This window comes from Terrabacter sp. Root181 (assembly GCF_001428505.1).
In the GTDB taxonomy this organism is placed as follows: Bacteria; Actinomycetota; Actinomycetes; order Actinomycetales; family Dermatophilaceae; genus Terrabacter.
Map to the genome: position 1 here is coordinate 390,321 of NZ_LMHU01000007.1, position 24,134 is coordinate 414,454.

Consider the following 24,134-nt stretch of genomic DNA (forward strand, 5'->3'; position numbering starts at 1 on the left):
TGCCGCCCGGCCTCGGGCCGGGCGGCCGCGGTGGGCCTACTTCTTCTTGTCGCCCTTGTCGCCGTCGCTCGAGAGGGCAGCGACGAAGGCCTCCTGCGGCACCTCGACCCGTCCGACCATCTTCATGCGCTTCTTGCCCTCCTTCTGCTTCTCGAGGAGCTTGCGCTTGCGGCTGATGTCGCCGCCGTAGCACTTGGCGAGCACGTCCTTGCGGATGGCGCGGATGTTCTCGCGGGCGATGATGCGCGAGCCGATGGCCGCCTGGATCGGGACCTCGAACTGCTGGCGCGGGATGAGGTCCTTGAGCTTGCTCGCCATCATGACGCCGTAGGCGTAGGCCTTGTCCTTGTGGACGATGGCCGAGAAGGCGTCGACCGTCTCGCCCTGGAGCAGGATCTCGACCTTGACGAGGTCGGCGACCTGCTCGCCGTCGGGCTCGTAGTCGAGCGAGGCGTAGCCGCGCGTGCGTGACTTCAGCTGGTCGAAGAAGTCGAAGACGATCTCGGCGAGCGGCAGCGTGTAGCGCATCTCGACGCGGTCCTCGGAGAGGTAGTCCATGCCGCGCAGGTTGCCGCGCTTCTGCTGGCACAGCTCCATGATCGCGCCGACGAACTCCGACGGAGCCAGGATCGTGGCGCGCACGATCGGCTCGCTGACCTCCCGGATCTTGCCGTCGGGGTACTCGCTCGGGTTGGTCACGTGGACGGCCTTGCCGTCGTCCATGGTCACGTCGTAGACGACGTTGGGCTGGGTCGAGATGAGGTCGAGGTCGAACTCGCGCTCGAGCCGCTCGCGGACGATCTCGAGGTGCAGCAGGCCGAGGAAGCCGACGCGGAAGCCGAAACCGAGAGCCGCCGACGTCTCGGGCTCGTAGACGAGCGCGGCGTCGTTGAGCTTGAGCCTGTCGAGGGCGTCGCGCAGGTCGGGGTAGTCCGAGCCGTCGATGGGATACAGACCGGAGAAGACCATAGGCTTCGGGTCGCGGTAGCCGCCGAGGTCCTTGGAGGCGGGCTTGCTCGCGTTGGTCACGGTGTCGCCGACGCGCGACTGTCGCACGTCCTTGACGCCGGTGATGAGGTAGCCCACCTCGCCGACGCCGAGACCCTTGCCGGGCACCGGCTCGGGGCTGATGACGCCGATCTCGAGGAGCTCGTGGGTCGCCCGGGTCGACATCATGACGATCTTCTCGCGCGGGCTGAGGTTGCCGTCGACGACGCGGACGTAGGTCACGACGCCGCGGTAGGTGTCGTAGACCGAGTCGAAGATCATCGCGCGCGCCGGGGCGTCGGGGTCGCCGACGGGAGCCGGCAGCGTGCGGACGATCTTGTCGAGTAGCGGCTCGACGCCGGCCCCGGTCTTGCCCGAGACCCTGAGGCAGTCGTCGGGCTCGCAGCCGATGAGCTTGGCCATCTCCTCGGCGTACTTCTCGGGCTGGGCCGCCGGCAGGTCGATCTTGTTGAGGACCGGGATGATCGAGAGGTCGTTCTCCATCGCGAGGTAGAGGTTCGCGAGGGTCTGCGCCTCGATGCCCTGGGCTGCGTCGACGAGGAGCACCGCGCCCTCGCAGGCGGCGAGCGAGCGGGACACCTCGTAGGTGAAGTCGACGTGGCCCGGGGTGTCGATCATGTTGAGGGCGTACGTCGTGCCGTCGAGCTCCCACGGCATGCGGACGGCCTGGCTCTTGATCGTGATGCCACGCTCGCGCTCGATGTCCATGCGGTCGAGGTACTGCGCCCGCATGGCGCGTGAGTCGACGACACCGGTCAGCTGCAGCATGCGGTCGGCCAGCGTGGACTTGCCGTGGTCGATGTGCGCGATGATGCAGAAGTTGCGGATCAGGTCCGGCGGCGTTGCGTTGGGTGCCAACGCGGAGCGGGCCATGGGCGACACGTGGGACGAACCTCGCAGAGTCAGGTGACGGGGATGGAGCTGGTCGGTGGGCGCGCGGCGCTCGAGTCGCTCGGGCTCGAGTCGCTCGGGGCGCCGCCGCAGCCAGCACAGTGTCCCATGCTTTGGGGGTCCGGCGCTCACGCGCTCGCGGGCCGCGCCCACCACCGACCGGCCTCGTGACGCACAATGGCGGCCATGCGCGCCCAACCGATGCAGGTCCTGCCCGTGGCCCCCGGGTCGCACCTGACACTGCGCCGCTACGTGCGGCACCCGAGGGAGATCGTCTCGCTCGTCGTCGCGATCATCGCCTCGCTCCTGCTGCTGCTCGCGGCCATCGCCGAGGTGTCGACCGCCATCGACGAGCAGCGCGCGCCCGACGTCTATGCACTCGCGCTGATCTTCGCACCGCTGCTCGTCTGGTTCGCCCGAGGGCAGCTGTGGGCGCAGCAGCGGCTCACCGGCATCAAGCTGACCCCGGAGCAGTTCCCCGAGGCGTACGCCATGCTCGTCGACGCCGCGGGGCGGTCCGGGCTCTCCTACGTGCCCGATGCGTACGTCGTGCTGGGGAACGGCGTCATCAACGCGGCGGCCTCCGGGCACGGGTTCCGGCGCTTCGTCTTCATCAACAGCGACCTGCTCGAAGTGGGTGGCGCCGCCCGTGAGCCGGATGCCCTCCGCTTCGTCATCGCCCACGAGGTCGGGCACATCGCCGCCGGCCACGTCAGCTACTGGCGCATCCTCGGCACGTTCGCCTCGCAGTGGATCCCGCTCGTCGGCTCGACCCTGAGCCGGGCTCAGGAGTACACCGCCGACAACTACGGCCACGCGCTCGCGCCGCAGGGCGCCCGCTCGGCCATGGCCACCCTGGCCGGAGGCAAATACCTCGGCCGGTCGGTCGACGTCGACGCCATGGCCGACCGGGCCGTCACCGAGCCGGGCTTCTTCGTCTGGGTCACGAACGCCTCGGCGAGCCACCCGGTGCTGCTGTGGCGCATGCACGCGCTGCGCGACCGCCGCCGCCCCGGCCGGCTGCTCTGGCGCCCGAAGGAGCCGTGGCTGTGGGGCGCACCTGCGGTGCCCGGCGCCTACGCCCTGCCGGCGATGGTCGGCTTCATCCCGACAACGCTCCCCCAGGCCGCGCCGGAAAGGACGGTGACCCAGGCGGTGCCGGTCGGCGCCCTGTCGAACGACGCGACCCCCGTTCGACGTGAGTCCGAGGGCGACGGCGCCACCGCGCCCTACCCCGACGCGACCGCGCCCGCGGCCGTGCCGCTCCCGAGCCGAGAGGACGAGCGATGGAGACCGTGATCAGCCGGGCCGACGGCCGCGAGGACGGCGAGGAGTGGACGGAGAACCACGAGGAGCTGCCCGGCGGGGCCGGCATCAGCATCATCCTCGAGTCGACGACGGAGGAAGGGGTCGGACCCCGCCTGCACCGGCACCCCTACGCCGAGACCTTCGTCATCCGGCGCGGCTCCGCGACCTTCACGGTGGGGACGGACGAGGTCGTGGCGCACGCCGGGCAGGTGCTCGTCGTGCCGGCCGAGACCCCGCACCGCTTCCGCACCGGGCCCGACGGCTACGAGGCCGTGCACATCCACGCCAACGACCGCTTCGTCACCGAGTGGCTCGAGTGACCTGCCCGTCCCCCTCGCACGAGCGCTCGTCCAGGCGTCAGGCGTTCGTCGTGGCCGAGGCGACGACCGCCACCTCGGACTGACGCTCGGAGGTGCTCGTCGCGGCACGTGAGCGGCGCTCCAGCACGGCTGACAGCACCGCGACTCCGACACCGAGGACGGCGAGCACCGCGCCGACGAGGCTCGGGGCGCCGTAGCCCCAGCCCGCCGCGAGGACGATCGAGCCGAGCCAGGCACCGAGGGCGTTGGCGGTGTTGAGCGTCGAGTGGTTGAGGGCGGCCGCAAGGGACTGCCCCTCGTGCGCGACGTCCATGAGGCGCGTCTGGAGCAGCGGCACGACGATCGAGGGCAACAGCCCGAGCACGAAGACCATGACGACGGCGAGCCAGAGGGTCTGGGCAGCCCAGCCGAACACGGCGAGGAGCACGGCGATCGCACCCAGCGCACCGATGATGCCGTTGAGCACTCCGACGCGGTTGGCGACGCGCCCGCTCAGCACCATGCCCGCGACCATGCCGATGCCGTAGGCCGCGAGCACCCACGGGATGTAGCGCTCGTCGAGCCCGGTGAGCTCGGTCATGGTCGGCGTGATGAAGGAGTACATCGCGAACATCCCGCCGAAGCCGACGACGCCGATGAGGAGCGCGAGCCAGACCTGGACGCGGCGCAGCGCCTGCATCTCGGCCCGCATGGACTCCTCGCCGCTCGGGGGCAGGTGTGGCAGGAAGATCGCGATGGCCACGACGGTCAGCGCCGCGATGACGCCGACGAGCACGTAGGGCAGGTGCCACGAGAAGCGCTGGCCGAGCAGGGTCGCGAGGGGCACTCCGACGACGTTCGCGACGCCCAGCCCACCGAGGATGGCGGCGACGGCCGCGGTGCGCCGGTGGTGCGACACGAGGGACGCGGCGACCACCGAGCCGATGCCGAAGAAGGCGCCGTGCGGCATGCCTGCGAGGAAGCGGGCCGCCATGACCGTCGGGTAGGTGTCGGCCGCGAGGATCGCGAGGTGGGCGACGGCGAAGAAGGCCATGAGCCCCATGAGCAGGCCCTTGCGTGGTGCCTTGGCGAAGGCGACCGCGATGAGCGGGGCGCCGACGACGACGCCCAGCGCGTACGCGGAGACGTAGTGGCCCGAGGTCGCGATGTCCACGCCGGTGCCCGCCGCGATCTGCGGCAGCAGGCCCATCGTCACGAACTCCGTCGTGCCGATCGCGAATCCGCCGACGGCGATGGCGAGGATGGCGAGGGTCGTGCGACGTGCGGCGGGACTCACAGGGGTTCTCCGGGTTCGGGGTTCGTCGGCGTCCGGATGCGGTGCACCGAGGTGGCGTGGTGCGGATCGCCGTCGACCCGGTCTCGGACGTCAACGGTAACGGTGGCGCGGCTACGGTGATTCCCATGTCCAGCACCTTCGACCGACTCCTGGGCCGCCTCCGCGGTCTCGTGCGCGGCCCGTCCTCCTCGACCCGCCCTCGTCCGCCGGCCGGCCGCAGCGCGGCCCGCCCGGCAGGGCGGCCGGGCGCCCCTGCGACCGTTCCCGGTGCGGCGAAGCCCTACCCGGGTGACGCGACCCGCCTGCCGGACACGACGTATGCGCCGCGTCCCGACGGTCGGCCCGACCCCGGTGAGATCGTCTGGACGTGGGTGCCCTACGAGGAGGACCACAGCCAGGGCAAGGACCGCCCGGTCCTCATCGTCGGTCACGACGGCGACTGGCTCGTGGGGCTGCCCCTGACGAGCAAGGACCACGACCGCGACGAGCAGCAGGAGCGGCGGTCGGGCCGGGAGTGGGTCGACGTCGGCTCCGGCGCCTGGGACGGGCGTGGACGGCCGAGCGAGGTCCGGGTCAACCGGCTCGTCCGGGTGGACCCGGACGGGGTGCGGCGCGAGGGCGCCGTGCTCCCCCGTGACCGCTACGACGACGTCGTGGCCGCCGCGCGCGCCCACCACCAGCGCTGAGACGCAGATCGGGCCCGTCACCACGAGGTGACGGGCCCGTTCACACGTGAGGGTGGTGCGTCAGAGCGACGCGACCTTCTTCGCCATGGCCGACTTCTTGTTGGCGGCCTGGTTCTGGTGGATGACACCCTTGCTGACAGCCTTGTCGAGCTTCTTCGAGGCGGTCTTGAGGGCCTCGGCAGCAGCGTCCTTGTCGCCGGAGGCCGAGGCCTCGCGGACCTTGCGGACCCACGTGCGAAGCTCGCTCTTGACGGCCTTGTTGCGCTCGGTGCGCGTCGCGTTCGTCTTGATGCGCTTGAGCTGCGACTTGATGTTTGCCACGTTGATGGTTTCTTTCGTTCGGTCGGATGGTTGCCGTTAGAGGGCGGCAAAGCTGCTCGGGACCGGGCGTGGGGACACCCTGCGTGAGCGGCTCTGGGTGGTGCATGCATGCGCGCACGACCTGAGCGCGCACGCAAGGGTCAAAGTTACCAGCGGCCGGTGCGCTCGACCAAACCGGCCGTATGCCGTGGGGCCCGGCCCGCGCGGAGGCCCGCATGGCGTCGCCTCAGCGAGCGGCCCGCGCCCGGGAGATGGTCAGGATGGCCCGCTCGACGGCATACACGGGGTCGCGTCCGCCGCCCTTGACCTCGAAGTCCGCGGCGGCCACGGCCTGGACGGCGACGGCGAGACCGTCGGGGCTCCAGTGACCGACGGCGCGTCGGGCCTTGTCGATCTGCCACGGCGCCATGCCGAGGCTCTTGGCGAGCTGGGCCGAGCTGCCCCGGCCCGCCGCACCGACCTTGATGAGCTGGCGCAGCTGCGAGGCGATGACGGCGACGATCGGGACAGGGTCGACGCCGGTCGCGATGGCGTGGCGGAGCAGACGCAGCGCCTCCCCCGAATGCCCGGCGATCGTCGCGTCTGCGACCCGGAAGCCGGTGGCCTCCACCTTGCCCCCGTGGTAGGTGTCGACGACCGCGTCGTCGACAGTGCCCTCGGTGTCGGAGACGAGCTGCGAGCAGGCGGCGGCGAGCTCGCGGACGTCCTTGCCGACAGCCTCGATGAGGGCGCGCACGCCCTCGCTCGTGATCTTGCGCCGGGCCGCCGAGAACTCCTTCATCACGAAGTCGGTCTTGTCACGGTCGGTCTTGATGGCCGGGCACTCGATGACCCGCGCCCCCGCCTTCCTCATCGTGTCGAGGACCTTCTTGCCCTTCATCCCGCCCCCGTGGGCGACGACGAGGCCGACGTCGGGGTCGGGCGCTGCGAGGAGCGAGAGCAGGTCGAGCTGGAGCTCGTCGGGCGACTCGTGGAGGTCGCGCACGACGATCGTCTTGGCGCCGCCGAACAGGGAGGGGCTCGCGTGCATCTGCAGGGCCCCGGACTCGTAGGTCGCGGCGTCGATGCGGATGACCTCGGCGTCGGCCTCCTTGGAGCCGGCGAGGACGCCGGCGACGGCGCGCTCGACGAGGACGCCCTCCGGGCCGGTCACGAGCACGAAGGGCGGAGCGGCCGGGTCGGTCATGGCCTCAACTCTGCCATGCCGGTGCGACAGCCGGTCCGCGGCCGCGCGCGCGTCCCAGCCCTCCCGGCCCCGCCGTCCCGCCGCAAACACACCGAGCAGGTCACAACGCCCCGGGATCGGATGCTGGGGTGTTGTGACCTGCTCGGTGTGTTGTGGGAATGGGGCGGCGCCCGCGTCAGTCGAAGAGCGCGCCCGAGGCGATGGTCAGCCCGAGCTGCTCGACCCTGGCCGCGATCGTCTGCTCGGGCAGCTCGAAGTGGTCGACGAGCTCGTCGAGCTGCATGCCGGCCTCGGCCGCGTCACGCAGCTCCTCGTCCTGCTCGTCGGTCCAAGCGTGCCCCGACGTGACCGCGCTGCGGGAGGAGACCGGGGCCGGGGGCGGCACCGCGACCGGCCTCGGGTGCTCCGTGCCGTCGGCGTCGGCACGGGCCCCGGTGAGCGAGCGCAGTGCCGGCTCCTCGACGGCCACCGGCGGCGGGGCCGTGGCGTCGAGGCGGGCGAGCGCCGCGAGCACCATCGTCTTGTCGGTCGTCGGGTAGAAGGGCGGCAGCGAGCGCTGGAGGAAGCCGGCATACCTCGCCGTCATCATCCGGGAGTCGAGGAAGGCCACGACGCCACGGTCGTCGGCGCGGCGCACGAGACGTCCGGCGCCCTGGGCGAGACGAAGTGCGGCGTGGGTCGCCGACACCGCCATGAAGCCGTTGCCGCCCATCCGCGCGATGGCCTGCGACCGGGCCGACGCGAGGGGGTCGTCGGGTCGCGGGAACGGGATGCGGTCGATGATGACGAGCTGGCACGACGAGCCGGGCACGTCGACGCCCTGCCAGAGGGTGAGCGTGCCGAAGAGGCACGTGCGCGGGTCGCGCGCGAACTGGCGCACGAGCGTCGTGATCTGGTCCTCGCCCTGGCACAGGACGGGGATGTCGTCACCGAAACGCGCCCGCATGACCTCGGCAGCCGTCTGCGCGGCGCGCATCGACGAGAAGAGCCCGAGGGTGCGTCCGCCGGCGGCCCGAACGAGCTGCTCGATCTCGTCGAGCGTGTCGTCGCCGGCACCGTCGCGACCGGGCGGCGGCAGGTGGGCGGCGACGTAGGCGATCGCCTGCCTGGGGTAGTCGAAGGGACTGCCGACGTCGAGGCCCTGCCACCTCGGGGCACCGTCACCGCGCAGCCCGATGGTGCCGGCCACGGCGTCGAAGGTGCCGCCGAGCTCGAGGGTGGCGGACGTGAGGACGACGGTGCGCTCCTCGAAGACCTTGTCGCGCACGAGCATGGCCACACTCATCGGGGCGACGCGCAGCACGGGCCCGCGGCGCTGGTCGCGGCTCAGCCACACGACGTCGAGCTCGCGCTCCTCGAGGATGCGCTCGGCGTTCTCGTGGATCTCGTCGACGGCGGCGCGGGCGACCTGGCGGGCGCCGTCGGCCTCCTGCCCGGCCGGCGGCTTGAGGTCGCTCTGGACGGTGCGGGCCGTGTCGCGCACCCGCGCCAGGGCCATGCCGACCGAGTCCGGGACGCCGAGCATCCGCCCCTCCTCGAGGGGCTCGAGCGCGAGCGCGAGCATCTCCCCCGCCTCGTCGAGGGCGGCGGTGTTCTCGGACATCCGGCCGGCCTTCTTGGCGGCCGTCATGACCATGGTGCCGGTCAGCTCGTCGGTGATCGTCGCGGTGACGCGGTCGACGAGCTCGTGGGCCTCGTCGACGACGAGCACGTCGTGCTCGGGGAGCATCTGTCGCCCCTCGAAGGAGTCGATGGCCATGAAGGAGTGGTTCGTGACGATGACGTCGACGTCCTTGGCGGCCTCGCGGGCGCGCTCGACGAAGCACTCGGCGACGAGAGGGCACTTGCCGCCCATGCACTCGTGGGCCGAGACCGAGACCTGTCGCCACGCGCGCTCGGAGACGCCGGGGACGAGCTCGTCGCGGTCGCCGGAGTCGGTGGCACCCGCCCACTCCCGCAGTCGGACGACCTCCTGGCCGAGGCGCCCCACCGCGGCGTCGACCTGGCCCACCGACAGCAGGCCGTCCTCGTCGTCGGGGAAGCCGCCCTCGAGCTTGTTGAGGCACACGTAGTTGCGGCGCCCCTTGACGAGTGCGTACGTCGGACGCCGCCCGAGGACCGGGGCGAGCGCGTCGGCGACGCGTGGCATGTCGCGGTCGACGATCTGTGCCTGCAGGGCAAGGGTCGCCGTGGCGACGACCGCCGGCTTGCCGGCCTCGAAGGCATGGGCCACCGCGGGCACGAGGTAGGCGAGCGACTTGCCGGTGCCCGTGCCCGCCTGGACGAGCAGGTGCTCGCCCTCGTCGATGGCGTGGGCGACGGCCTTGGCCATCTCGACCTGGCCGGGCCGCTCGGCCCCGCCGACACCCGAGACCGCGGCGTGGAGGAGGTCGTCGAGCGCGGCGGGTCGCTGAGGCATTGGATCAGCGTATGCCGCCGGGGTGACCACTCGTGCCACCCGTCCCCCGCCTGTCGGCGCGCCGCGGTAGGCCGATCGTGGTCGGCGTGGAGAACGCATGTCGCAGAGCGGTCCCGGCGGCGGTTCAGTGGCTTCGCGCCCAGCGCTCCCCCAGCTCGGATCCCGTCGGCGCAGACGCGTCGAGCCCGGTGGGTGCAGCCGTGCGCAACGCGTCGAGGTGCAGGCCGAGGTAGCGACGCCGGAGGGCGCCGGTCCGCTCGGGATCGTCGACGCGCACCGCCGTGAGCTGCTCGAGGATCATGGGGACGTCGCTCGGCTCGACGTCGGGTCGCAGCCGGCCGGCTGTCCGGGCCTGGCGCACCAGGGCGTCGACGAGAGTCCCCCCGCGGACTGCGAGGTCGCGCAGGTCGTCGGTCGACCTGAAGGTCCCGGCGAGCCGCACCGTGAGGGCATGGACGTCGGCGTCGACGACGCGGCGTAGGAAGATCTCGAAGGAGGACCAGGGGTCGCCGTCGTCGGCGAGCGCCGCCTCGGCCAGCTCGACGAAGCGCCGGAGCCCGTCACCGCAGACGCGCTGGAGGAGCTCGTCACGGCTGGCATACCGACGGTAGAGGCCGCCGACGCCGACCCCCGCGGCCTGCGCGACCGCGGCCATGGGGGCGGCGGGGTCGCGCAGCAACACCGCGCGCGCCGCGTCGAGGATCGCCTCGTCGTTGCGGGCAGCCTCGGCCTGCCGACCCCGCCGCGGACGGGGCGACCCTGCGCCGGCGGCGGCGTCCTGCAGGCCGTCACTCGTCATGGACCGACGGTAGCACTTGATCGGAACGATCCATTCCGTTAACCTTTTCGGAACAGATCATTCCGATAGAAAGAGTGGCCCCATGGACACGGCACCGACCTCCTGGACGATGCTCGACGCCGCGCACTCCGCCCTGCGCGACACCGTCGCCGCGGTGCGCGCCGACCAGTGGCGCCTCCCCACCCCGTGTGCCGAATGGACCGCGGCGCAGGTGCTCCAGCACGCCGCCGGCGACCAGCAGGCCTACGCCGCGGTGCTCGGCGACGGCGGCTTCCCGGCATACGACCCCTTCTCCCCCACGGGCACCCTCGACGGGGACGCCATGGACCTCCTCGACCACCCCCTCGCGGCGGCCCGGCTCGCCTTCTCCCGGGTCGGCGCCGACGACGTCGCCGTCCCCGTGCCCCTGCCGCAGGGGCCGCTCACCGCGACGGTCGCCGTCGGGGCCTGTGCCCTGGACGCCGCCGTGCACGCCTGGGACGTCGCGGCCGCGACAGGGCAGCCGTCACCCGTCAGCGAGGAGCTGGCGGAGCAGCTGCACGCCGTGGCCGTCGAGATCGTCGAGCCACTGCGCGGGTTCGCCTACGCTGCAGCACTCCCCGGCGACGAGGGCGGCGCCCTCGACCAACTGCTGCGCTACCTGGGACGCGACCCCCGCTGGACCCCGGCAGCCTGACCCTCGACGAGGCAGCGTCCGTCCGACGGTGGGACGCAACTCACCTCGCGGACGAGGCCATTTCGTTGTGCGGGCGGCGACACCGGAGTTGTATCGAGGTATGAGCGCACCCCTGCCCGCCGACCTCGACATCGCGAACGCGGCGACCCTGCGTCCGCTCGTCGACGTCGCCGCCGACCTCGGAGTCACCCCCGACCACCTCGAACCGTGGGGACGTGACGTCGCCAAGATCGACCTCGCGGTCCTCGACGAGCCCCGTCGGCAGCCCGACGCGAAGTACGTCGTCGTCACCGCGATCACCCCGACCCCCCTCGGCGAGGGCAAGACGACGACCGCGGTCGGACTCGCCCAGGCGCTCCAGCGACTCGACAAGCGTGCCGTCGTCGCCCTGCGCCAGCCGTCGATGGGACCGACCTTCGGCATCAAGGGCGGAGCCGCCGGCGGCGGCTACAGCCAGGTCGTGCCGATGGAGCGACTCAACCTGCACCTGACGGGCGACTTCCACGCCGTCACGTCGGCCCACAACCTGCTCGCCGCGATGATCGACAACCACCTGCACCACGGCAACGCGCTCGGCTTCGACGTCCGCAACATCACGTGGCGACGGGTCCTCGACGTCAACGACCGCGCCCTGCGCAACGTCGTCATCGGCCTCGGGGCGCGCCAGGACGGAATGGCCCGCGAGACGGGGTTCGACATCACCGCGGCGAGCGAGGTCATGGTGCTGCTGACCCTCGCCACGTCGCGGCGTGACCTGCGCGAGCGGCTCGGTCGGATCGTCGTCGGCTACACGACCGAGGGCAAGAGCGTGACCGCGGACGACCTGCACGCAGCCGGGGCGATGACGGCCCTGCTGGCGGACGCCCTCAAGCCCAACCTGCTGCAGACCCTCGAGGGCGGCCCGGCGATCATCCACTGCGGCCCCTTCGGCAACATCGCCACCGGCACGTCGTCCGTCACGGCCGACCTCATCGCGATGCGCGGCAGCGACTACGCCATCACCGAGGCGGGGTTCGGGGCCGACATGGGAGCCGAGCGCTTCTTCGACGTCAAGTGCCGCGTCAGCGGGCTCAAGCCCGACGTCGCCGTCATCGTGGCCACGGTCCGGGCCCTCAAGACCCACTCGGGACGGTATGCCGTCAAGGCCGGGAAGCCTCTACCCGCAGGCCTGCTCAAGGAGAGCCCGAAGGACGTGGAGGCCGGGCTGCCCAACCTGCGCAAGCACATCGAGATCGTGCGGCGCTTCGGCGTGCAGCCCGTCGTCGCCATCAACGCCTTCCCCGACGACCACGACTCGGAGCACGCCGTCATCCGCCGCTACTGCAACACCCTCGGCGTGCGTTCAGCGGTGACGCGCCACGTCGCGGAGGGCGGCACGGGAGCGCTCGAGCTCGCCCAGGTCGTCATCGAGGCTGCCCACGAGCCGACGAGCTTCGAGTTCCTCTATCCCCTCGACCTGCCGCTCGAGCAGAAGATCGAGGCGATCGCCACGCAGATCTACGGCGCCGACGGCATCGACGTCAGCCCGGCCGCGGCGCGAGCGCTCAAGGACTACGAGCGGCTCGGCTACGGCGGGCTTCCCGTCGTCATCGCCAAGACCCACCTCTCGATCTCGTCGGACCCGGCCCTGCGAGGCGCGCCGCGCGGGTGGCGGATGCCCGTCCGCGAGGTCAGGGCCGCGGTCGGAGCCGGCTACGTCTACGCGATCTGCGGCGACATGCGGACGATGCCGGGCCTGCCCACATCGCCCAACGCCGAACGCATCGACATCACCGAGGACGGCTCGGTCACTGGCCTGTCCTGACCTCGTCGCCGGCCGGAAGGCGCCGTCCCGGACGGGACGCCGTCGGGGACGGTAGGCCGTCCGGATCAGTGCAGCGGGGTGCCGTCGACGCGGCGGGCCATCGCGACGTCGTCGCGGTAGTCGTTCGCGCTGAGGCGGAGTCCGCGTGGCACCCGACCGACCTCGGTCCAGCCCGACCGGGCGTAGAAGTCGCCCAGCCCGAGACCGTCGCGGTAGTCGAGGCGCAGCAGCTCGACCCACGGCAGCTCGCGCCGGGCGATGCCGACCATGCCGCCGAGGAGGAGGCGCCCGAGGTTGCGGCCCTGGGCGGCCGGGTCGACCATGAGGCGCTTCAGCCCGGCGACGTGGTCGTAGGGAAAGCCTCTCGAGTGCTCCCAGAAGCCGAGGCCGAGCAGGGGCCCGTCGGGCTCCCTGAGCACACAGAGCAGCGAGCGCCGCTCGTGGACGTCGTCGAGGTGCCGGTCGAGCGCGGCCGCCACGTCGCGCCGGGCCGCCCCCGGCAGGAAGCCGACCGAGCCACCGGCGTCGTTGACGCGCACCCAGAGGTCGACGACGGCCTCCCGGAGCTCGGCGATCGCTGCCTCACGAGGCACGGATGCGACGCTCGGCGCCTCGAAGTACGGCATCGGCTCGCTGTCCGGCTCGCCCTTCATCTGCCGCGAGCCGACCTGGACGAGTCCCGCGGACACGGCAGTGCGCATCGACGCCGTGTTGACCGTGTCGACCATCGCCGTCACGAGCGCGTCGGGGCGGTGCTCGACTCCCCACGCGACGACGGCGCGCGAGATCTCCCGGCCGAGACCCGCGCCCAGGCGGTCGTGCGCGAGCCGGTAGTAGATGTTGAGGGAAGAGCTGTCGGAGTCCTTGTGCCGCAAGCCCGCCCACCCGATGACCTCGCCAGTCGCGCGGTCGACGACAGCGGCATACCCCAGCTCGTCCCGCTCCCAGTCGGCGAGGTCGGCCTCGAGCCGCTCACGGCACCGCTCGGGACTCGGCATGCTCGACGGCGAGTGCGCGTACGTCCGCGGGTCGCTGTGGAGGCGGACGTAGTCGTCGAGGTCCTCGGCGCGGGGCCGGCGCAGCACGAGCCGCTCGGTCGTCAGCCAGACGGTCCCCTCGTCGATGGGAGCCGTCACGGCGCCTGTCGCTCGGACGCGCGCGTCTCGCAGGCGGCCAGGGGCGCGCCGTCACAGCAGGGCTCGATGTAGAGGCACGTCGGGCAGCGGTTGTGCGCCTGCTCGGCATACATCTGGGTGCCGCAGTAGGGGCACGGGATCTCCAGGGCCATACCCCTCATCCTCCCCGAGACCCCGGTCGTCCCGGAGCCCGACATGCCGAAGGGCCCCCTCGGTGGGGGCCCTTCGGCATGTCGGCTCAGCTGGCGACGACGGCGTATGCGGCGAGGTCGGGCTCCATGCTCGGCGTGACCTTCGCGCGCAGCCGGGTCCCTTCGGCCACGTGCTCGCTCTCGAGGATCTCGCCCTCCTCGTGCAGCCGCGAGATGAGGTCGCCACGGTCGTAGGGCACGAGCACGTCGACCTCGATGTCGGGCTTGGGCAGCTCGTGGTCGATGAGTGCACGCAGCTCGTCGAGCCCTGCGCCGGTGCGCGCCGAGACGGTGATGCAGTGCTTCTCGTGGCGTCGGAGCCGGTCGAGCACCTCGGGGTCGGCGATGTCGGCCTTGTTGACGACGATGATCTCCTTGATCTGGTCGCCGCCGACCTCGGCCAGCACCTCGCGCACCGCGGAGATCTGGCCCTCGGGGTCGGGGTGTGAACCGTCGACGACGTGCAGGAGCAGGTCGGAGTCGCCGACCTCCTCGAGCGTCGACCGGAACGCCTCGACGAGCTGGTGCGGCAGGCTGCGCACGAAGCCGACCGTGTCGGCGAGCGTGTAGACGCGCCCGTCCTCGGTCTCGGTGCGACGCACGGTCGGGTCGAGGGTCGCGAAGAGCTGGTTCTCGACGAGGACGCCGGCGCCGGTCAGGCGGTTGAGCAGCGAGCTCTTGCCGGCGTTGGTGTAGCCGGCGATGGCGACGGACGGGACCCCGCCTGCGCGTCGCGAGCGCCGGCGCGTGTCGCGGCTCGTCTTCATGCCCTTGATGTCGCGGCGCAGCTTGGCGATCTTCGTGTTGATGCGGCGACGGTCGAGCTCGATCTTCGTCTCGCCGGGTCCACGGGATCCGATGCCCTCACCGCCGGCGACACGGCCACCGGCCTGACGGGACATCGACTCACCCCAGCCACGCAGGCGCGGCAGGAGGTACTGGAGCTGGGCCAGCTCGACCTGGGCGCGACCCTCGCGGCTCTTGGCGTGCTGGGCGAAGATGTCGAGGATCAGGGCGGTGCGGTCGATGACCTTGACCTTGACGACGTCCTCGAGGGCGCGGCGCTGGCTCGGGGCGAGCTCGCCGTCGCAGATGACGGTGTCGGCGCCCTCCTCGACGACGATGTCGCGCAGCTCGAGGGCCTTGCCCTTGCCGAGCCACGTCGCGGGGTCGGGCTTCTGGCGGCGCTGCACGACGCCCTCGAGCACGGTCGAACCGGCGGTCTCGGCGAGGGCCGCGAGCTCCCGGATGGAGTTCTCGGCGTCGTCGGCGGTGCCGTCGGTCCAGACACCGGCCAGCACGACGCGCTCGAGGCGCAGCTGGCGGTACTCGACCTCGGTGATGTCCTCGAGCTCGGTCGAGAGGCCCTGGACGCGGCGGAGCGCGGCGCGCTCCTCACGGTCGAGCTGGTCGCCGTCGTAGAGCGGGTATGCCGTCTCGTCGGGCTCGTGGAGCTCCTCGGCCAGCGCATCGGCGCGGGTGGCGAAGAGGGCGCGCTCGCGCTGCGTGGCGCGGTCGGTGTCGCTGGGGTGGTTCGTGTGGTTGCTCGTCATGTTCTCCCTATGGTCCCATCCGTCCAACGCCACGAGCCACTCGTTTGTGCCCGATCCGACGTCGTGGGGGCGGCGCGCACGTGCCGCGGGCGACGCGCCCGGGCCGATACGGTGACCGTGATGAGCGAGCCGACCGACCACTACTTCACCGCCGAACCGGCCACTCCGGAGGAGCGACGGACGATCGAGGTCACCCTCGACGGGCGCCGGTTCGCCGTGACGACGGCCCGGGGTGTCTACTCCCCCGACCGCCTCGACCCGGGCACGGCGGTGCTGCTCTCCGGGGCTCCCGACCCGAGCCCTACCGGTGACCTCCTCGACATCGGCTGCGGCTGGGGACCGATCTCGCTCACGCTCGCCCTGCGGTCCCCCGGCGCCCGGGTCTGGGGCGTCGACGTCAACCGCCGCTCCCTCGACCTGTCACGGCGCAACGCCGAGTCGGCCGGTCTCGACAACACCACCTTCTGCGAGCCCGACGACGTGCCGGACGACGTGCGGTTCGCCACGATCTGGTCCAACCCGCCGATCCACGTCGGCAAGCCCGCCCTGCACGCCCTCCTGGAGCGCTGGCTCCCCCGGCTGGCCGACGACGGCGTCGCTCACCTCGTCGTCCAGAAGCACCTGGGGTCGGACTCGCTGCAGCGGTGGATCAACGAGCAGGGCTGGGGTCTGAGGTGCACGCGTCTGTCGTCGGCGAAGGCCTTCCGCATCCTCGAGGTGCGCCGTGCCTGACGTGCGGGGAGCCGTGGCCGACGCCCGGGCGCTCGTCGCGCAGTGGTTCCCCGAGGCCCGGGCCGCCTGGCTGGGTGGCAGCGTCGTCCTCGGTTCGGCGACGCCGGGTTCCGACCTCGACGTCACCGTGCTGCTCCAGGGGCCGCCGGCGCCGTTCCGGGACTCACGCCGCTACCGCGGCTGGCCGGTCGAGCTGTTCGTGCACACCGAGACGTCCCTCGGCCACTACGTGCGGCGCGACGCCGAGGGAGGGCGTCCCACCATGGCGCGCCTCGTCGGGCGGTCGGTCGTGCTCACCGATACCGACGGCTCGGGCGGGCAGTGGCAGCAGACGGCGCGGATGCTGCTGGCTGCGGGACCTCCCGCGCTCACCGGCGACGACCTCGCGTCGATGCGGTATGCCGTCACCGACCTCCTCGACGACGTGACGCACGCGCACGACGCCCATGAGCGTCTCGTCAGCTCGGCCCTGCTGGCCGAGGAGTCCGCGCACCTGCTGCTGCACGGGGCCGGTCACTGGTGGGGTCGGGGCAAGTGGGTGGCGCGCGAGCTGGCCGACCTGGACGAGCGCGACGGCACCGACTGGCGCGCGCGGCACGAGCGGGCCCTCGTCACCGCGGCGGCGGGCGACGTGTCGCTGCTGCTCGGCTTCGCCGACGACGTGCTGGCCCGCAACGGCGGTCCGCTCTTCGAGGGTCACCGGCTTGCGGGCAACGACCCCGGAGCTCCTGCCGACCGGTCGACGTGATCGTGAGAGCCGGCCGGCAGACGCCTCACCTCGAACGGGCGCCGGTGCGGTCCTGCCGCAGCCGGTCCCACATCTGGGCGGGACGGGGGAGCTGCGGCGGCAAGGCCCCCCGGCGGGACGGCGAGCACGTTGGGCGCCATGGCGTCGTCGCGCTGCGCCGCCGTGGAGGCCCGGTCGACGTAGCCGTCCTGGGTGATCCGGGACAGCCGGTAGCCGTGCGCGTCGGCCAGATGGGCACCGCACGCGGCGTCGTTCTCCTCGAAGACGACGTACGGCTGGTCGCGCGCGATGAGGTCGGCTGCGCCGCGCACGACCGCGACCTCGGCGCCCTCGACGTCGATCTTCATGACCGACACGGGCGGGGTCTCGTCGCCGTCCAGCACGTCGTCCAGTCGTCGCACCCCCATCGAGAAGTCCGGCGTCTCCCCCGGCAGGGCGAGGCGCGTCATGCCGGAGTTCGAGGCGACAGGTCGCACCATCGCGACCTCCGACTCGGTGTCCGACAGCCCGTGGTCGTGGACGACCACGTTGGACAGGTCGTTGAGCCGGACGTGACCTTCGAGTCGTGCGCGGTTGGCCGCATCGGGCTCGAAGGCGAGCACACGACCCTCGCCCGCGGCACGGATGTCGTGCCGCGTGAGGTAGGAGGCGAGCGCCACTGCAGCTCCAGAGGTCGGTTTCCCGGACATCCGCACCCTAGTTCGCGACGGGCGCCATTCGGGGTGAAACGGTCAGAGCGGGAAGTCGCCGTCGGCGACCAGGACCGCGGGACCCGCGAGCTCGACCCGCTGACCGGGCAGCGGCGTGACCGTCAGGCGCCCGCCGGGCACGTCGACGGTCCAGGGGCTGAGGTCCTCGACGCCGGACCAGAAGCGCGTGGCGAGGGCCGCGGCGGCCGCACCCGTGCCACACGAGCGCGTCTCGCCGACACCGCGCTCGTGGACCCGCATGGCGATGTGCCCGGGCCCGACGGCCCGGACGAACTCGACGTTGGAGCCGTCGGCCGGCTCGGGGTGCAGCTCGGGCGCCTCGGCGAGGTCGAGGTTCTCCAGGGAGATGCCCTCGGGGAGCATGACGACCGCGTGCGGGTTGCCGAGGTCGAGGGTCAGCGCCGGCACGGGCTTGCCGTGGTGCGGTCGCACCATGACGTCGAAACCGTCGCGGCGCGCGGCCTCCTCGTCGCCGAGGCGCCACGGACCGAGGTCGACGGCGTACCCCTCGTCGACGACGCGCACCGTCTTGACGCCGGCGCGGGTCGCGATGGTGAAGGTCGAGCCGAAGGCGAGTCCCTCACGGCGGAGGTAGTCGGCGAAGACGCGCGTGCCGTTGCCGCACATCTCGGCAAGCGAGCCGTCGGCGTTGCGGTAGTCCATGAACCACTCGGCCTCACGCGACTGGGCCCGGACCGCCTCGTCGGTCGAGAGCGCCGTGCGCACGACCCGGATGACGCCGTCGGCGCCGAGACCCGCGTGGCGGTCGGCGATGCGTTGCACCTGGGCGGGCGTGAGCTCCAGCGAGCCCTCGAGGTCGGGGACGAGGACGAAGTCGTTCTCGGTGCCGTGGCCCTTGGTGAAACGCGTCATGTCAGTCATTCTCCGGTATGCCGCCGGCCCGGGCTCGCCGGGTCCCTCGGATCGCCGTGGGGCTGGCTGTCGCCCGGGTCGTGCGCGACCCGGGCGGCGTGGGCGCGGGCGTGCTCGATCGCGGCCGGGGTCGTCCCGAAGAGGTGCTTCTCGTGGGCCAGCCCCTCGTAGACCCCGAGCTCGCGCAGGATCCGCTCGTGCTGGGGACGCACGCCGGACAGCAGCACCGAGATGCCGCGTCCCTCGAGCCGCGAGATCGTGTCGGCCAGCACCGTGGCGCCCGTGGCGTCGATGACGGTGACGCGCGACATCCGGAGCACCACCACGCGCACGTCGCTCACCTCGGTGAGCTCGAGGAGGAAGTCGTGGGCGGCGCCGAAGAAGATCGGCCCGTCGATGCGGTAGGCGACGATGTGCTCGTCGAGCAACGCGAGCTCCTCGTCGGCGTGGTCACTTGCGTCGAGGGGGACCTCCTCGAGCCGGGCCGAGCCGGCCGCCTGTCGCAGCACGAAGAAGCCGGCCATGACGAGTCCGAGGAGCACGGCCATGACGAGATCGAGCAGCACCGTGGCGGCGGCCGTGCCGATCAGCACGACGGCATCGCCGCGGGAGGAGCGCAGGAGCGCGCCCAGGCTCGAGACCCGGACCATCTGCACGGCCGTCGCGATGAGGACCCCGGCGAGGGCCGCCGTGGGAATCTCCGCCACCCACCGGGAGGCGACGAGGACGATGACGAGGAGCACGGCGGCATGCGTGACACCGGAGAGTCGTGACACCGCGCCCGAACGCACGTTGACCGCAGTGCGGGCGATGGCTGCGGTGGCGGGGATACCGCCGAAGAGCGGCGCGGCGAGGTTGGCGAGGCCCTGGCCGACGAGCTCACGGTCGGAGTCGTGTCGCTGGCCCACACTCATCGCGTCGGACACCGTGGCGGACAGCAGGCTCTCGAGAGCGGCGAGGGCGGCCACCGCGACAGCGGGCAGCAGCATCGAGCTGAGGTCGGAGAAGACGATCGACGGCAGGGAGGGAGCCGGCAGGCCTGCCGGGATCGTGCCGATGGTCGCGATCCCGAGGCCGAGCAGCGAGTTGGCGACGATCGCCAGCACGACGACGACGAGTGCCCACGGCAGGCCCGGGCGCAGACGTGCGAGCCCGAGCACGCTGACCACCACGGCCACCGCCACGACGACCGAGGGCCAGTGCGGGTGCGACGCCCACTCGCCAACCGCTCCCAGCGCCTGGCCCAGCACCTTCTCCCCTGTGGCGCGCACGCCCAGGGCTGCGGGAACCTGCTGGAGCAGGATGATGGCCGCGATCCCCACGGTGAAGCCCTCGACGACCGGCACCGGCACGTAGCGGATGAACCGGCCGACACCGGCGTAGCCGAGCCCGATGAGGATGACGCCGGCCATGAGCCCCACGACGAGGACACCGTTCGTGCCGTGGGCGGCGATGATCGGGACGAGGACGACGGTCATGGCGCCGGTCGGCCCGCTGACCTGGACCCTGCTGCCTCCGAAGATCGCTGCGACCGCTCCGGCGACCACGGCCGTCACGAGTCCTGCCGTGGCGCCCATCCCGGAGCTCACCCCGAAGCCGAGCGCGAGGGGCAGCGCGACGAGGCCGACCATGAGACCGGCGGGCAGGTCCCTGCCGAGCCGGACCGAGGTCCAGTCGGACCGGCGCGGAGCCAGACCCCGCACGCGCCGCCACTGCTGGACGGTCCACGCCCGCGCGCCCGCCGCGTTGAGCTCGACCGTCATGAGGTGGCCGTCGGGCTCAGCTCGGACTCGAGCTCTCCCTGCACGGCGATGATGCCGGAGAGGATGCGCCGGGCCGCGAGGAGCAGGTCGCGGACCTCCGGCACGCTCACCGAGTAGACGACCTCACCCCCGACCCGTGCCGACGTGACGAGGGACGTGCGCCGCAGGACGGCGAGCTGCTGCGACAGGCTGCTCGGCTCGATGTCGATGCGGTCGAGGAGCTCATGCACGGCGTGGTCGCGCTCCGAGAGCAGCTCGAGGATGCGGATGCGCGCCGGGTGGCCGAGGGTTTTGAAGAACTCTGCTTTTGCCTGGTAGAGCGGCACGCTCACGGGACGACCCTTCGATGCGAACTTTGTCAGTTGCACACTTTATCAAGTCTTGAGATCACGCGCGAACGCCGGCCAGCCGGACCCTCGCTGATTCGTGGGGTCCGCCCCCGGTCACGTAGTCCGGATGACGCGCAGCGCCTCGTCGAGAACGCGTGCGCGGTCACCGTCGGTCGCATCGATCCAGACGATGCGCGGGTCGGGGCGGAACCACGACTCCTGTCGCCTGGCGTAGCGGCGCGTGGCCTGCGCGGTGTCGCTGCGTGCCGCGGCCTCGTCGATCGCGCCGTCGAGGACGGCGATGGCCTGGCTGTAGCCGATCGCCCGGCTCGCGGTGACCCCGTCACGGAGGCCGTGCGTGAGCAGGGTCTCGGTCTCGTGGCGCAGCCCCTCCTCCCACATGCGTTCGACCCGCCGGTCGATGCGCTCGACGAGAAGGTCGCGGTCGACTCGAAGGCCGAGAACCACTGCGGGAGAGACGAACTCACGCGTCGGCATCGATGCGCTGAAGGGGCGGCCCGTGAGCTCGATGACCTCGAGGGCACGGATGACGCGGCGCCGGTTGCCGGGCAGGATGACGGCGGCCGCCCGCGGGTCGAGGGTGAGCAGCCGCGCGTGCATCGCGTCGGCACCGACCACCTCGGCCTCTGCCTCGAGGCGTGCCCGCACCCCGGTGTCGGTCGGCGGGATCTCGAGCCGGTCGAGGGCGGCGCGGACGTAGAGCCCCGAACCGCCGACGAGAACCGGTCGGTGGCCCCGACCACGGATGGCGGCGATGTCCGCGCGCGCCGCAGCCTGGTAGCCGGCGACGCTCGCCTCCTCGGTCACGTCGAGCACGTCGAGCTGGTGGTGCGTGATGCCGCGGCGCTCGGCCACGGGCAGTTTGGCCGTGCCGATGTCCATGCCGCGGTAGAACTGCATGGCGTCGGCGTTGACCACCTCGCCTCCGAGCCGCTCGGCGAGGTCGAGGGCCAGGTCGGACTTGCCCGTGGCGGTCGGCCCGACGACCGCCACGACGGGCACGTCGCCCCGGAGAGCCCTCTCAGGCACCAGGGTCACCGGGCCGGTGCGGGACGTGGCCGTCACGATCTCTGGCTGCTCAGCCGATGAGCTCGTCGGCGTGCTCGTCGTTGTCGTCCTCGTCGTGCCCGAACGGGTCACGGTCGACACCCGGGTGCCACGAGTTGCCGGGCTTGCCCCACCCGTTGCGCTTGACGGCCTTGCGGGCCTTCTTCGACTGGCGGTCGTCGAGGCGGTCGACGTAGAGCGTGCCGTTGAGGTGGTCGTACTCGTGCTGCATGCAGCGCGCGAACCAGCCGGTCGCATCGAACTCGATGCGGTTGCCGTCGACGTCGAAGCCGATGACGTGGGCGCGGTCGGCGCGCTTGAGGGGGAAGGCCTCACCGGGCACCGAGAGGCAGCCCTCGGTCTCCTCGTCGGGGTTGGGCCGCTCCTGCGGGATCTTCGAGGTGGTGACGGTGGGGTTGATGACGTGCCCCTGCTCGGGCACGCCGTCCTCGTTGCCCATCTTCCAGATGAAGACCCGCAGAGCGACCCCGACCTGGGGGGCCGCGAGGCCGACGCCGTTGGCGGCGACGTTCGTCTCGTACATGTCCTCGACGAGGGTGCGCAGGTCGTCGTCGAAGTCGGTGACGAGGGCCGCGGCCCGGTGCAGGACCGGCTCACCGGTGATGACGATGGGTCGCACGCTCATGCGCCAAGTCAAGCACGAGGGAAGGTGCTGGCCCGAATCGGCTCAGACGACAGAGCAGCCCGGCGCCACTGCCGGGGTAGCCGGCCGTCCGATGGACGGCATGCCGAGGCTGACGGCCGGCTTTCCGGTGCCCTGCGGCGCGTCCTGGAGCGCGGCCCAGGCGTCGCCACCGGGAGTGCGGCGGACGGCATACGTCCTGCCCTCGAGGCCCGAGTCGGCGACGAGGTGGTGCGGCGCGCCGTAGGTGACTTGCACGGTGACCATGTCACCGGGCCGGGGCACCTCGGCACCCTCGGGGACGGCGAAGTGGACGAGCCGGTTGTCGCGGGCCCGACCCGACAGGCGCTTGGTCTCGAGGTCCTTGCGGCCCTCGGACGGAGCGACGAGCACCTCGACCTCCCGGCCCTCGACGGCACGGTTGCCGGCCCAGCTGACCTCCTCCTGCACGGCGATGAGTCGCTCGAAGCGCTCCTGCACGACGACCTTGGGGACCTGGTCGTCCATCGTCGCCGCCGGCGTGCCGGGGCGGATGGAGTACTGGAAGGTGAAGGCGCTGGAGAAGCGGGACTCGCGCACGACGTCGAGCGTGCCCTGGAAGTCCTCCTCGGTCTCGCCTGGGAAGCCGACGATGATGTCGGTCGTGATCGCCGCATCCGGGATGTGCCGGCGGACGTTCTCGATGATCCCGAGGAACTTCGCGCTGCGGTAGGAGCGGCGCATGTCCTTGAGCACCTTGTCCGAGCCGGACTGGAGCGGCATGTGCAGGCTCGGCATGACGTTGGGCGTCTCGGCCATCGCGAGGATGACGTCCTCGGTGAAGGCGGCCGGGTGCGGGCTGGTGAAGCGCACGCGCTCGAGTCCCTCGATCTCGCCGCAGGCGCGGAGCAGCTTGCCGAACGCGAGCCGGTCGCCGAACTCGACGCCGTAGGTGTTGACGTTCTGGCCGAGCAGGGTCACCTCGACGACGCCCTGGGCCACGAGCGCCTCGATCTCGGCGAGGATCTCACCGGGGCGACGGTCCTGCTCCTTGCCCCGCAGGCTCGGCACGATGCAGAAGGTGCACGTGTTGTTGCAGCCGACGGAGATGGAGACCCAGGCGCTGTACGCCGAGTCACGGCGGGTGGGCAGGGTCGAGGGGAAGACCTCGAGGCTCTCGAGGATCTCGACCTCGGCCCGCTTGTTGTGGGCCGCCCGGTCGAGCAGGGCCGGCAGGGAGCCGATGTTGTGGGTGCCGAAGACGACATCGACCCACGGGGCGCGCTGGACGATGGTGCCACGGTCCTTCTGGGCCATGCAGCCGCCGACGGCGATCTGCATGCCCGGGTTCTTCTGCTTCGCGGGGCGCAGCTGGCCGAGGTTGCCGTAGAGCTTGTTGTCGGCGTTCTCGCGCACCGCGCACGTGTTGAACACGACGACGTCGGCCACGTCGGGCCGCTCCCCCGCCGGCAGGCTGGCGAGGTCGACGTAGCCGGCCGTCTCGAGCAGGCCGGCGAGACGCTCGCTGTCGTGGACGTTCATCTGGCACCCGTGGGTGCGGACGTCGTAGGTCCGGGCCGTGCCGGAGGCCCCGAGCGGCTCGGCATGGGCAGCGGGCTCGGTGGCGGGCGTGGGCGCGAAGTTCTGCGTTGTCATGGCACCGACAAGGGTACGTCGTGCAGCGGGCTCCCGCGGCCGGGTGCGGAGCGTGGCCG

At 71.9% G+C, this 24,134-nt stretch carries 23 protein-coding genes; 7 read left to right on the forward strand and 16 right to left on the reverse strand.

All coding sequences use genetic code 11. The features are described from left to right. Nucleotides 1–36: 36 nt before the first annotated feature. On the reverse strand, nt 37–1,881 hold the full coding sequence (lepA, locus tag ASD90_RS16025; protein ID WP_056758683.1) for a translation elongation factor 4: 1,845 nt from the start codon (nt 1,879–1,881) through the stop codon (nt 37–39). A gap of 204 nt (nt 1,882–2,085) precedes the next feature. On the opposite strand from lepA, the gene ASD90_RS16030 reads away from it, so the two are divergent. Together ASD90_RS16030 and ASD90_RS16035 are read left to right on the forward strand one after the other, a co-directional pair. Continuing rightward, nucleotides 2,086–3,198 carry a M48 family metallopeptidase gene (locus tag ASD90_RS16030; RefSeq protein WP_235506693.1) on the forward strand — a complete coding sequence of 371 codons (1,113 nt, stop codon included), beginning with the start codon at nt 2,086–2,088 and terminating at the stop codon, nt 3,196–3,198. After that, entirely contained in the window at nt 3,186–3,527 is a 342-nt protein-coding gene (locus tag ASD90_RS16035; protein WP_056758689.1) for a cupin domain-containing protein, read from the forward strand. The genes ASD90_RS16030 and ASD90_RS16035 overlap by 13 nt, the downstream gene beginning before the upstream one ends. Before the next feature lie 37 nt (nt 3,528–3,564). Here ASD90_RS16035 and ASD90_RS16040 read toward each other — a convergent pair whose 3' ends face one another. Next, nucleotides 3,565–4,803, reverse strand: a complete 1,239-nt coding sequence (locus tag ASD90_RS16040; RefSeq protein WP_056758692.1) for an MFS transporter — start codon at nt 4,801–4,803, stop codon at nt 3,565–3,567. Between the two features lie 125 nt (nt 4,804–4,928). On the opposite strand from ASD90_RS16040, the gene ASD90_RS16045 reads away from it, so the two are divergent. Beyond that, complete coding sequence (locus ASD90_RS16045) at nt 4,929–5,489, forward strand: type II toxin-antitoxin system PemK/MazF family toxin (RefSeq protein ID WP_056758973.1); 561 nt, start codon at nt 4,929–4,931, stop codon at nt 5,487–5,489. 60 nt (nt 5,490–5,549) lie between these two features. Here the strand turns inward: ASD90_RS16045 and rpsT are convergent, their stop codons facing one another. From rpsT to ASD90_RS16065, 4 genes are all read right to left on the reverse strand, one after another. Further along, the gene (gene rpsT, locus ASD90_RS16050; protein ID WP_056758695.1) at nt 5,550–5,810 is read right to left on the reverse strand and encodes a 30S ribosomal protein S20; all 261 of its coding nucleotides are present in this window, start codon (nt 5,808–5,810) and stop codon (nt 5,550–5,552) included. A gap of 226 nt (nt 5,811–6,036) precedes the next feature. After that, on the reverse strand, nt 6,037–6,996 hold the full coding sequence (gene holA / locus ASD90_RS16055) for a DNA polymerase III subunit delta (protein ID WP_056758697.1): 960 nt from the start codon (nt 6,994–6,996) through the stop codon (nt 6,037–6,039). Between the two features lie 175 nt (nt 6,997–7,171). Continuing rightward, entirely contained in the window at nt 7,172–9,415 is a 2,244-nt protein-coding gene (locus tag ASD90_RS16060) for an ATP-dependent DNA helicase (protein ID WP_056758700.1), read from the reverse strand. A gap of 124 nt (nt 9,416–9,539) precedes the next feature. Beyond that, nucleotides 9,540–10,214: a TetR family transcriptional regulator gene (locus ASD90_RS16065; protein WP_056758703.1), complete on the reverse strand. Its 675-nt coding sequence runs from the start codon at nt 10,212–10,214 to the stop codon at nt 9,540–9,542. 82 nt (nt 10,215–10,296) lie between these two features. On the opposite strand from ASD90_RS16065, the gene ASD90_RS16070 reads away from it, so the two are divergent. After that, on the forward strand, nt 10,297–10,890 hold the full coding sequence (locus ASD90_RS16070) for a TIGR03086 family metal-binding protein (RefSeq protein ID WP_056758706.1): 594 nt from the start codon (nt 10,297–10,299) through the stop codon (nt 10,888–10,890). A 100-nt stretch (nt 10,891–10,990) separates the two neighbouring features. Beyond that, complete coding sequence (locus ASD90_RS16075) at nt 10,991–12,694, forward strand: formate--tetrahydrofolate ligase (protein WP_056758709.1); 1,704 nt, start codon at nt 10,991–10,993, stop codon at nt 12,692–12,694. 65 nt (nt 12,695–12,759) lie between these two features. Here the strand turns inward: ASD90_RS16075 and ASD90_RS16080 are convergent, their stop codons facing one another. From ASD90_RS16080 to hflX, 3 genes are all read right to left on the reverse strand, one after another. After that, nucleotides 12,760–13,830 carry a GNAT family N-acetyltransferase gene (locus tag ASD90_RS16080; protein ID WP_056758712.1) on the reverse strand — a complete coding sequence of 357 codons (1,071 nt, stop codon included), beginning with the start codon at nt 13,828–13,830 and terminating at the stop codon, nt 12,760–12,762. Next, nucleotides 13,827–13,982 carry a hypothetical protein gene (locus tag ASD90_RS16085; protein ID WP_157623205.1) on the reverse strand — a complete coding sequence of 52 codons (156 nt, stop codon included), beginning with the start codon at nt 13,980–13,982 and terminating at the stop codon, nt 13,827–13,829. The genes ASD90_RS16080 and ASD90_RS16085 overlap by 4 nt, the downstream gene beginning before the upstream one ends. An 86-nt stretch (nt 13,983–14,068) precedes the next feature. After that, nucleotides 14,069–15,574: a GTPase HflX gene (hflX, locus tag ASD90_RS16090; RefSeq protein WP_056758717.1), complete on the reverse strand. Its 1,506-nt coding sequence runs from the start codon at nt 15,572–15,574 to the stop codon at nt 14,069–14,071. 120 nt (nt 15,575–15,694) lie between these two features. Between hflX and ASD90_RS16095 the strand changes: the two genes are divergently transcribed. After that, nucleotides 15,695–16,306, forward strand: coding sequence for a class I SAM-dependent methyltransferase (locus tag ASD90_RS16095; protein WP_056758975.1), 612 nt, complete (start codon nt 15,695–15,697; stop codon nt 16,304–16,306). Continuing rightward, nucleotides 16,299–17,054 (forward strand): nucleotidyltransferase domain-containing protein, encoded by a 756-nt coding sequence (locus ASD90_RS16100; RefSeq protein WP_056758719.1) that lies wholly within the window; start codon nt 16,299–16,301, stop codon nt 17,052–17,054. Before ASD90_RS16095 ends, ASD90_RS16100 begins: the two co-directional genes overlap by 8 nt. On the opposite strand, the gene ASD90_RS16105 is transcribed toward ASD90_RS16100, so the two are convergent. The 7 genes from ASD90_RS16105 to miaB form a co-directional block, all read right to left on the reverse strand. Next, the gene (locus tag ASD90_RS16105; RefSeq protein WP_082588783.1) at nt 17,003–17,743 is read right to left on the reverse strand and encodes an FkbM family methyltransferase; all 741 of its coding nucleotides are present in this window, start codon (nt 17,741–17,743) and stop codon (nt 17,003–17,005) included. The genes ASD90_RS16100 and ASD90_RS16105 overlap by 52 nt on opposite strands. Before the next feature lie 42 nt (nt 17,744–17,785). Continuing rightward, complete coding sequence (gene dapF / locus ASD90_RS16110; protein ID WP_056758722.1) at nt 17,786–18,637, reverse strand: diaminopimelate epimerase; 852 nt, start codon at nt 18,635–18,637, stop codon at nt 17,786–17,788. 5 nt (nt 18,638–18,642) lie between these two features. Further along, nucleotides 18,643–20,400 (reverse strand): SulP family inorganic anion transporter, encoded by a 1,758-nt coding sequence (locus ASD90_RS16115; RefSeq protein ID WP_082588784.1) that lies wholly within the window; start codon nt 20,398–20,400, stop codon nt 18,643–18,645. After that, the gene (locus ASD90_RS16120; RefSeq protein ID WP_056758724.1) at nt 20,397–20,732 is read right to left on the reverse strand and encodes a helix-turn-helix transcriptional regulator; all 336 of its coding nucleotides are present in this window, start codon (nt 20,730–20,732) and stop codon (nt 20,397–20,399) included. Before ASD90_RS16120 ends, ASD90_RS16115 begins: the two co-directional genes overlap by 4 nt. A gap of 111 nt (nt 20,733–20,843) precedes the next feature. Next, on the reverse strand, nt 20,844–21,779 hold the full coding sequence (gene miaA / locus ASD90_RS16125) for a tRNA (adenosine(37)-N6)-dimethylallyltransferase MiaA (protein WP_056758979.1): 936 nt from the start codon (nt 21,777–21,779) through the stop codon (nt 20,844–20,846). A 49-nt stretch (nt 21,780–21,828) separates the two neighbouring features. Then, nucleotides 21,829–22,443, reverse strand: coding sequence for a peptide deformylase (def, locus tag ASD90_RS16130; RefSeq protein ID WP_056758726.1), 615 nt, complete (start codon nt 22,441–22,443; stop codon nt 21,829–21,831). A 42-nt stretch (nt 22,444–22,485) separates the two neighbouring features. After that, on the reverse strand, nt 22,486–24,075 hold the full coding sequence (gene miaB, locus ASD90_RS16135) for a tRNA (N6-isopentenyl adenosine(37)-C2)-methylthiotransferase MiaB (protein WP_082588785.1): 1,590 nt from the start codon (nt 24,073–24,075) through the stop codon (nt 22,486–22,488). Nucleotides 24,076–24,134: the final 59 nt, after the last annotated feature.

Excerpts from the sequence above, each read along its gene's own strand:
- lepA (WP_056758683.1), bottom strand. The coding sequence starts at position 1,881 with ATGGCCCGCTCCGCGTTGGCACCCAACGCAACGCCGCCGGACCTGATC.
- ASD90_RS16030 (WP_235506693.1), top strand. The coding sequence starts at position 2,086 with ATGCGCGCCCAACCGATGCAGGTCCTGCCCGTGGCCCCCGGGTCGCAC.
- ASD90_RS16035 (WP_056758689.1), top strand. The coding sequence starts at position 3,186 with ATGGAGACCGTGATCAGCCGGGCCGACGGCCGCGAGGACGGCGAGGAG.
- ASD90_RS16045 (WP_056758973.1), top strand. The coding sequence starts at position 4,929 with ATGTCCAGCACCTTCGACCGACTCCTGGGCCGCCTCCGCGGTCTCGTG.
- holA (WP_056758697.1), bottom strand. The coding sequence starts at position 6,996 with ATGACCGACCCGGCCGCTCCGCCCTTCGTGCTCGTGACCGGCCCGGAG.
- ASD90_RS16060 (WP_056758700.1), bottom strand. The coding sequence starts at position 9,415 with ATGCCTCAGCGACCCGCCGCGCTCGACGACCTCCTCCACGCCGCGGTC.
- ASD90_RS16065 (WP_056758703.1), bottom strand. The coding sequence starts at position 10,214 with ATGACGAGTGACGGCCTGCAGGACGCCGCCGCCGGCGCAGGGTCGCCC.
- ASD90_RS16070 (WP_056758706.1), top strand. The coding sequence starts at position 10,297 with ATGGACACGGCACCGACCTCCTGGACGATGCTCGACGCCGCGCACTCC.
- ASD90_RS16075 (WP_056758709.1), top strand. The coding sequence starts at position 10,991 with ATGAGCGCACCCCTGCCCGCCGACCTCGACATCGCGAACGCGGCGACC.
- ASD90_RS16085 (WP_157623205.1), bottom strand. The coding sequence starts at position 13,982 with ATGGCCCTGGAGATCCCGTGCCCCTACTGCGGCACCCAGATGTATGCC.
- hflX (WP_056758717.1), bottom strand. The coding sequence starts at position 15,574 with ATGACGAGCAACCACACGAACCACCCCAGCGACACCGACCGCGCCACG.
- ASD90_RS16095 (WP_056758975.1), top strand. The coding sequence starts at position 15,695 with ATGAGCGAGCCGACCGACCACTACTTCACCGCCGAACCGGCCACTCCG.
- ASD90_RS16105 (WP_082588783.1), bottom strand. The coding sequence starts at position 17,743 with ATGTCCGGGAAACCGACCTCTGGAGCTGCAGTGGCGCTCGCCTCCTAC.
- dapF (WP_056758722.1), bottom strand. The coding sequence starts at position 18,637 with ATGACGCGTTTCACCAAGGGCCACGGCACCGAGAACGACTTCGTCCTC.
- ASD90_RS16115 (WP_082588784.1), bottom strand. The coding sequence starts at position 20,400 with ATGACGGTCGAGCTCAACGCGGCGGGCGCGCGGGCGTGGACCGTCCAG.
- def (WP_056758726.1), bottom strand. The coding sequence starts at position 22,443 with ATGAGCGTGCGACCCATCGTCATCACCGGTGAGCCGGTCCTGCACCGG.
- miaB (WP_082588785.1), bottom strand. The coding sequence starts at position 24,075 with ATGACAACGCAGAACTTCGCGCCCACGCCCGCCACCGAGCCCGCTGCC.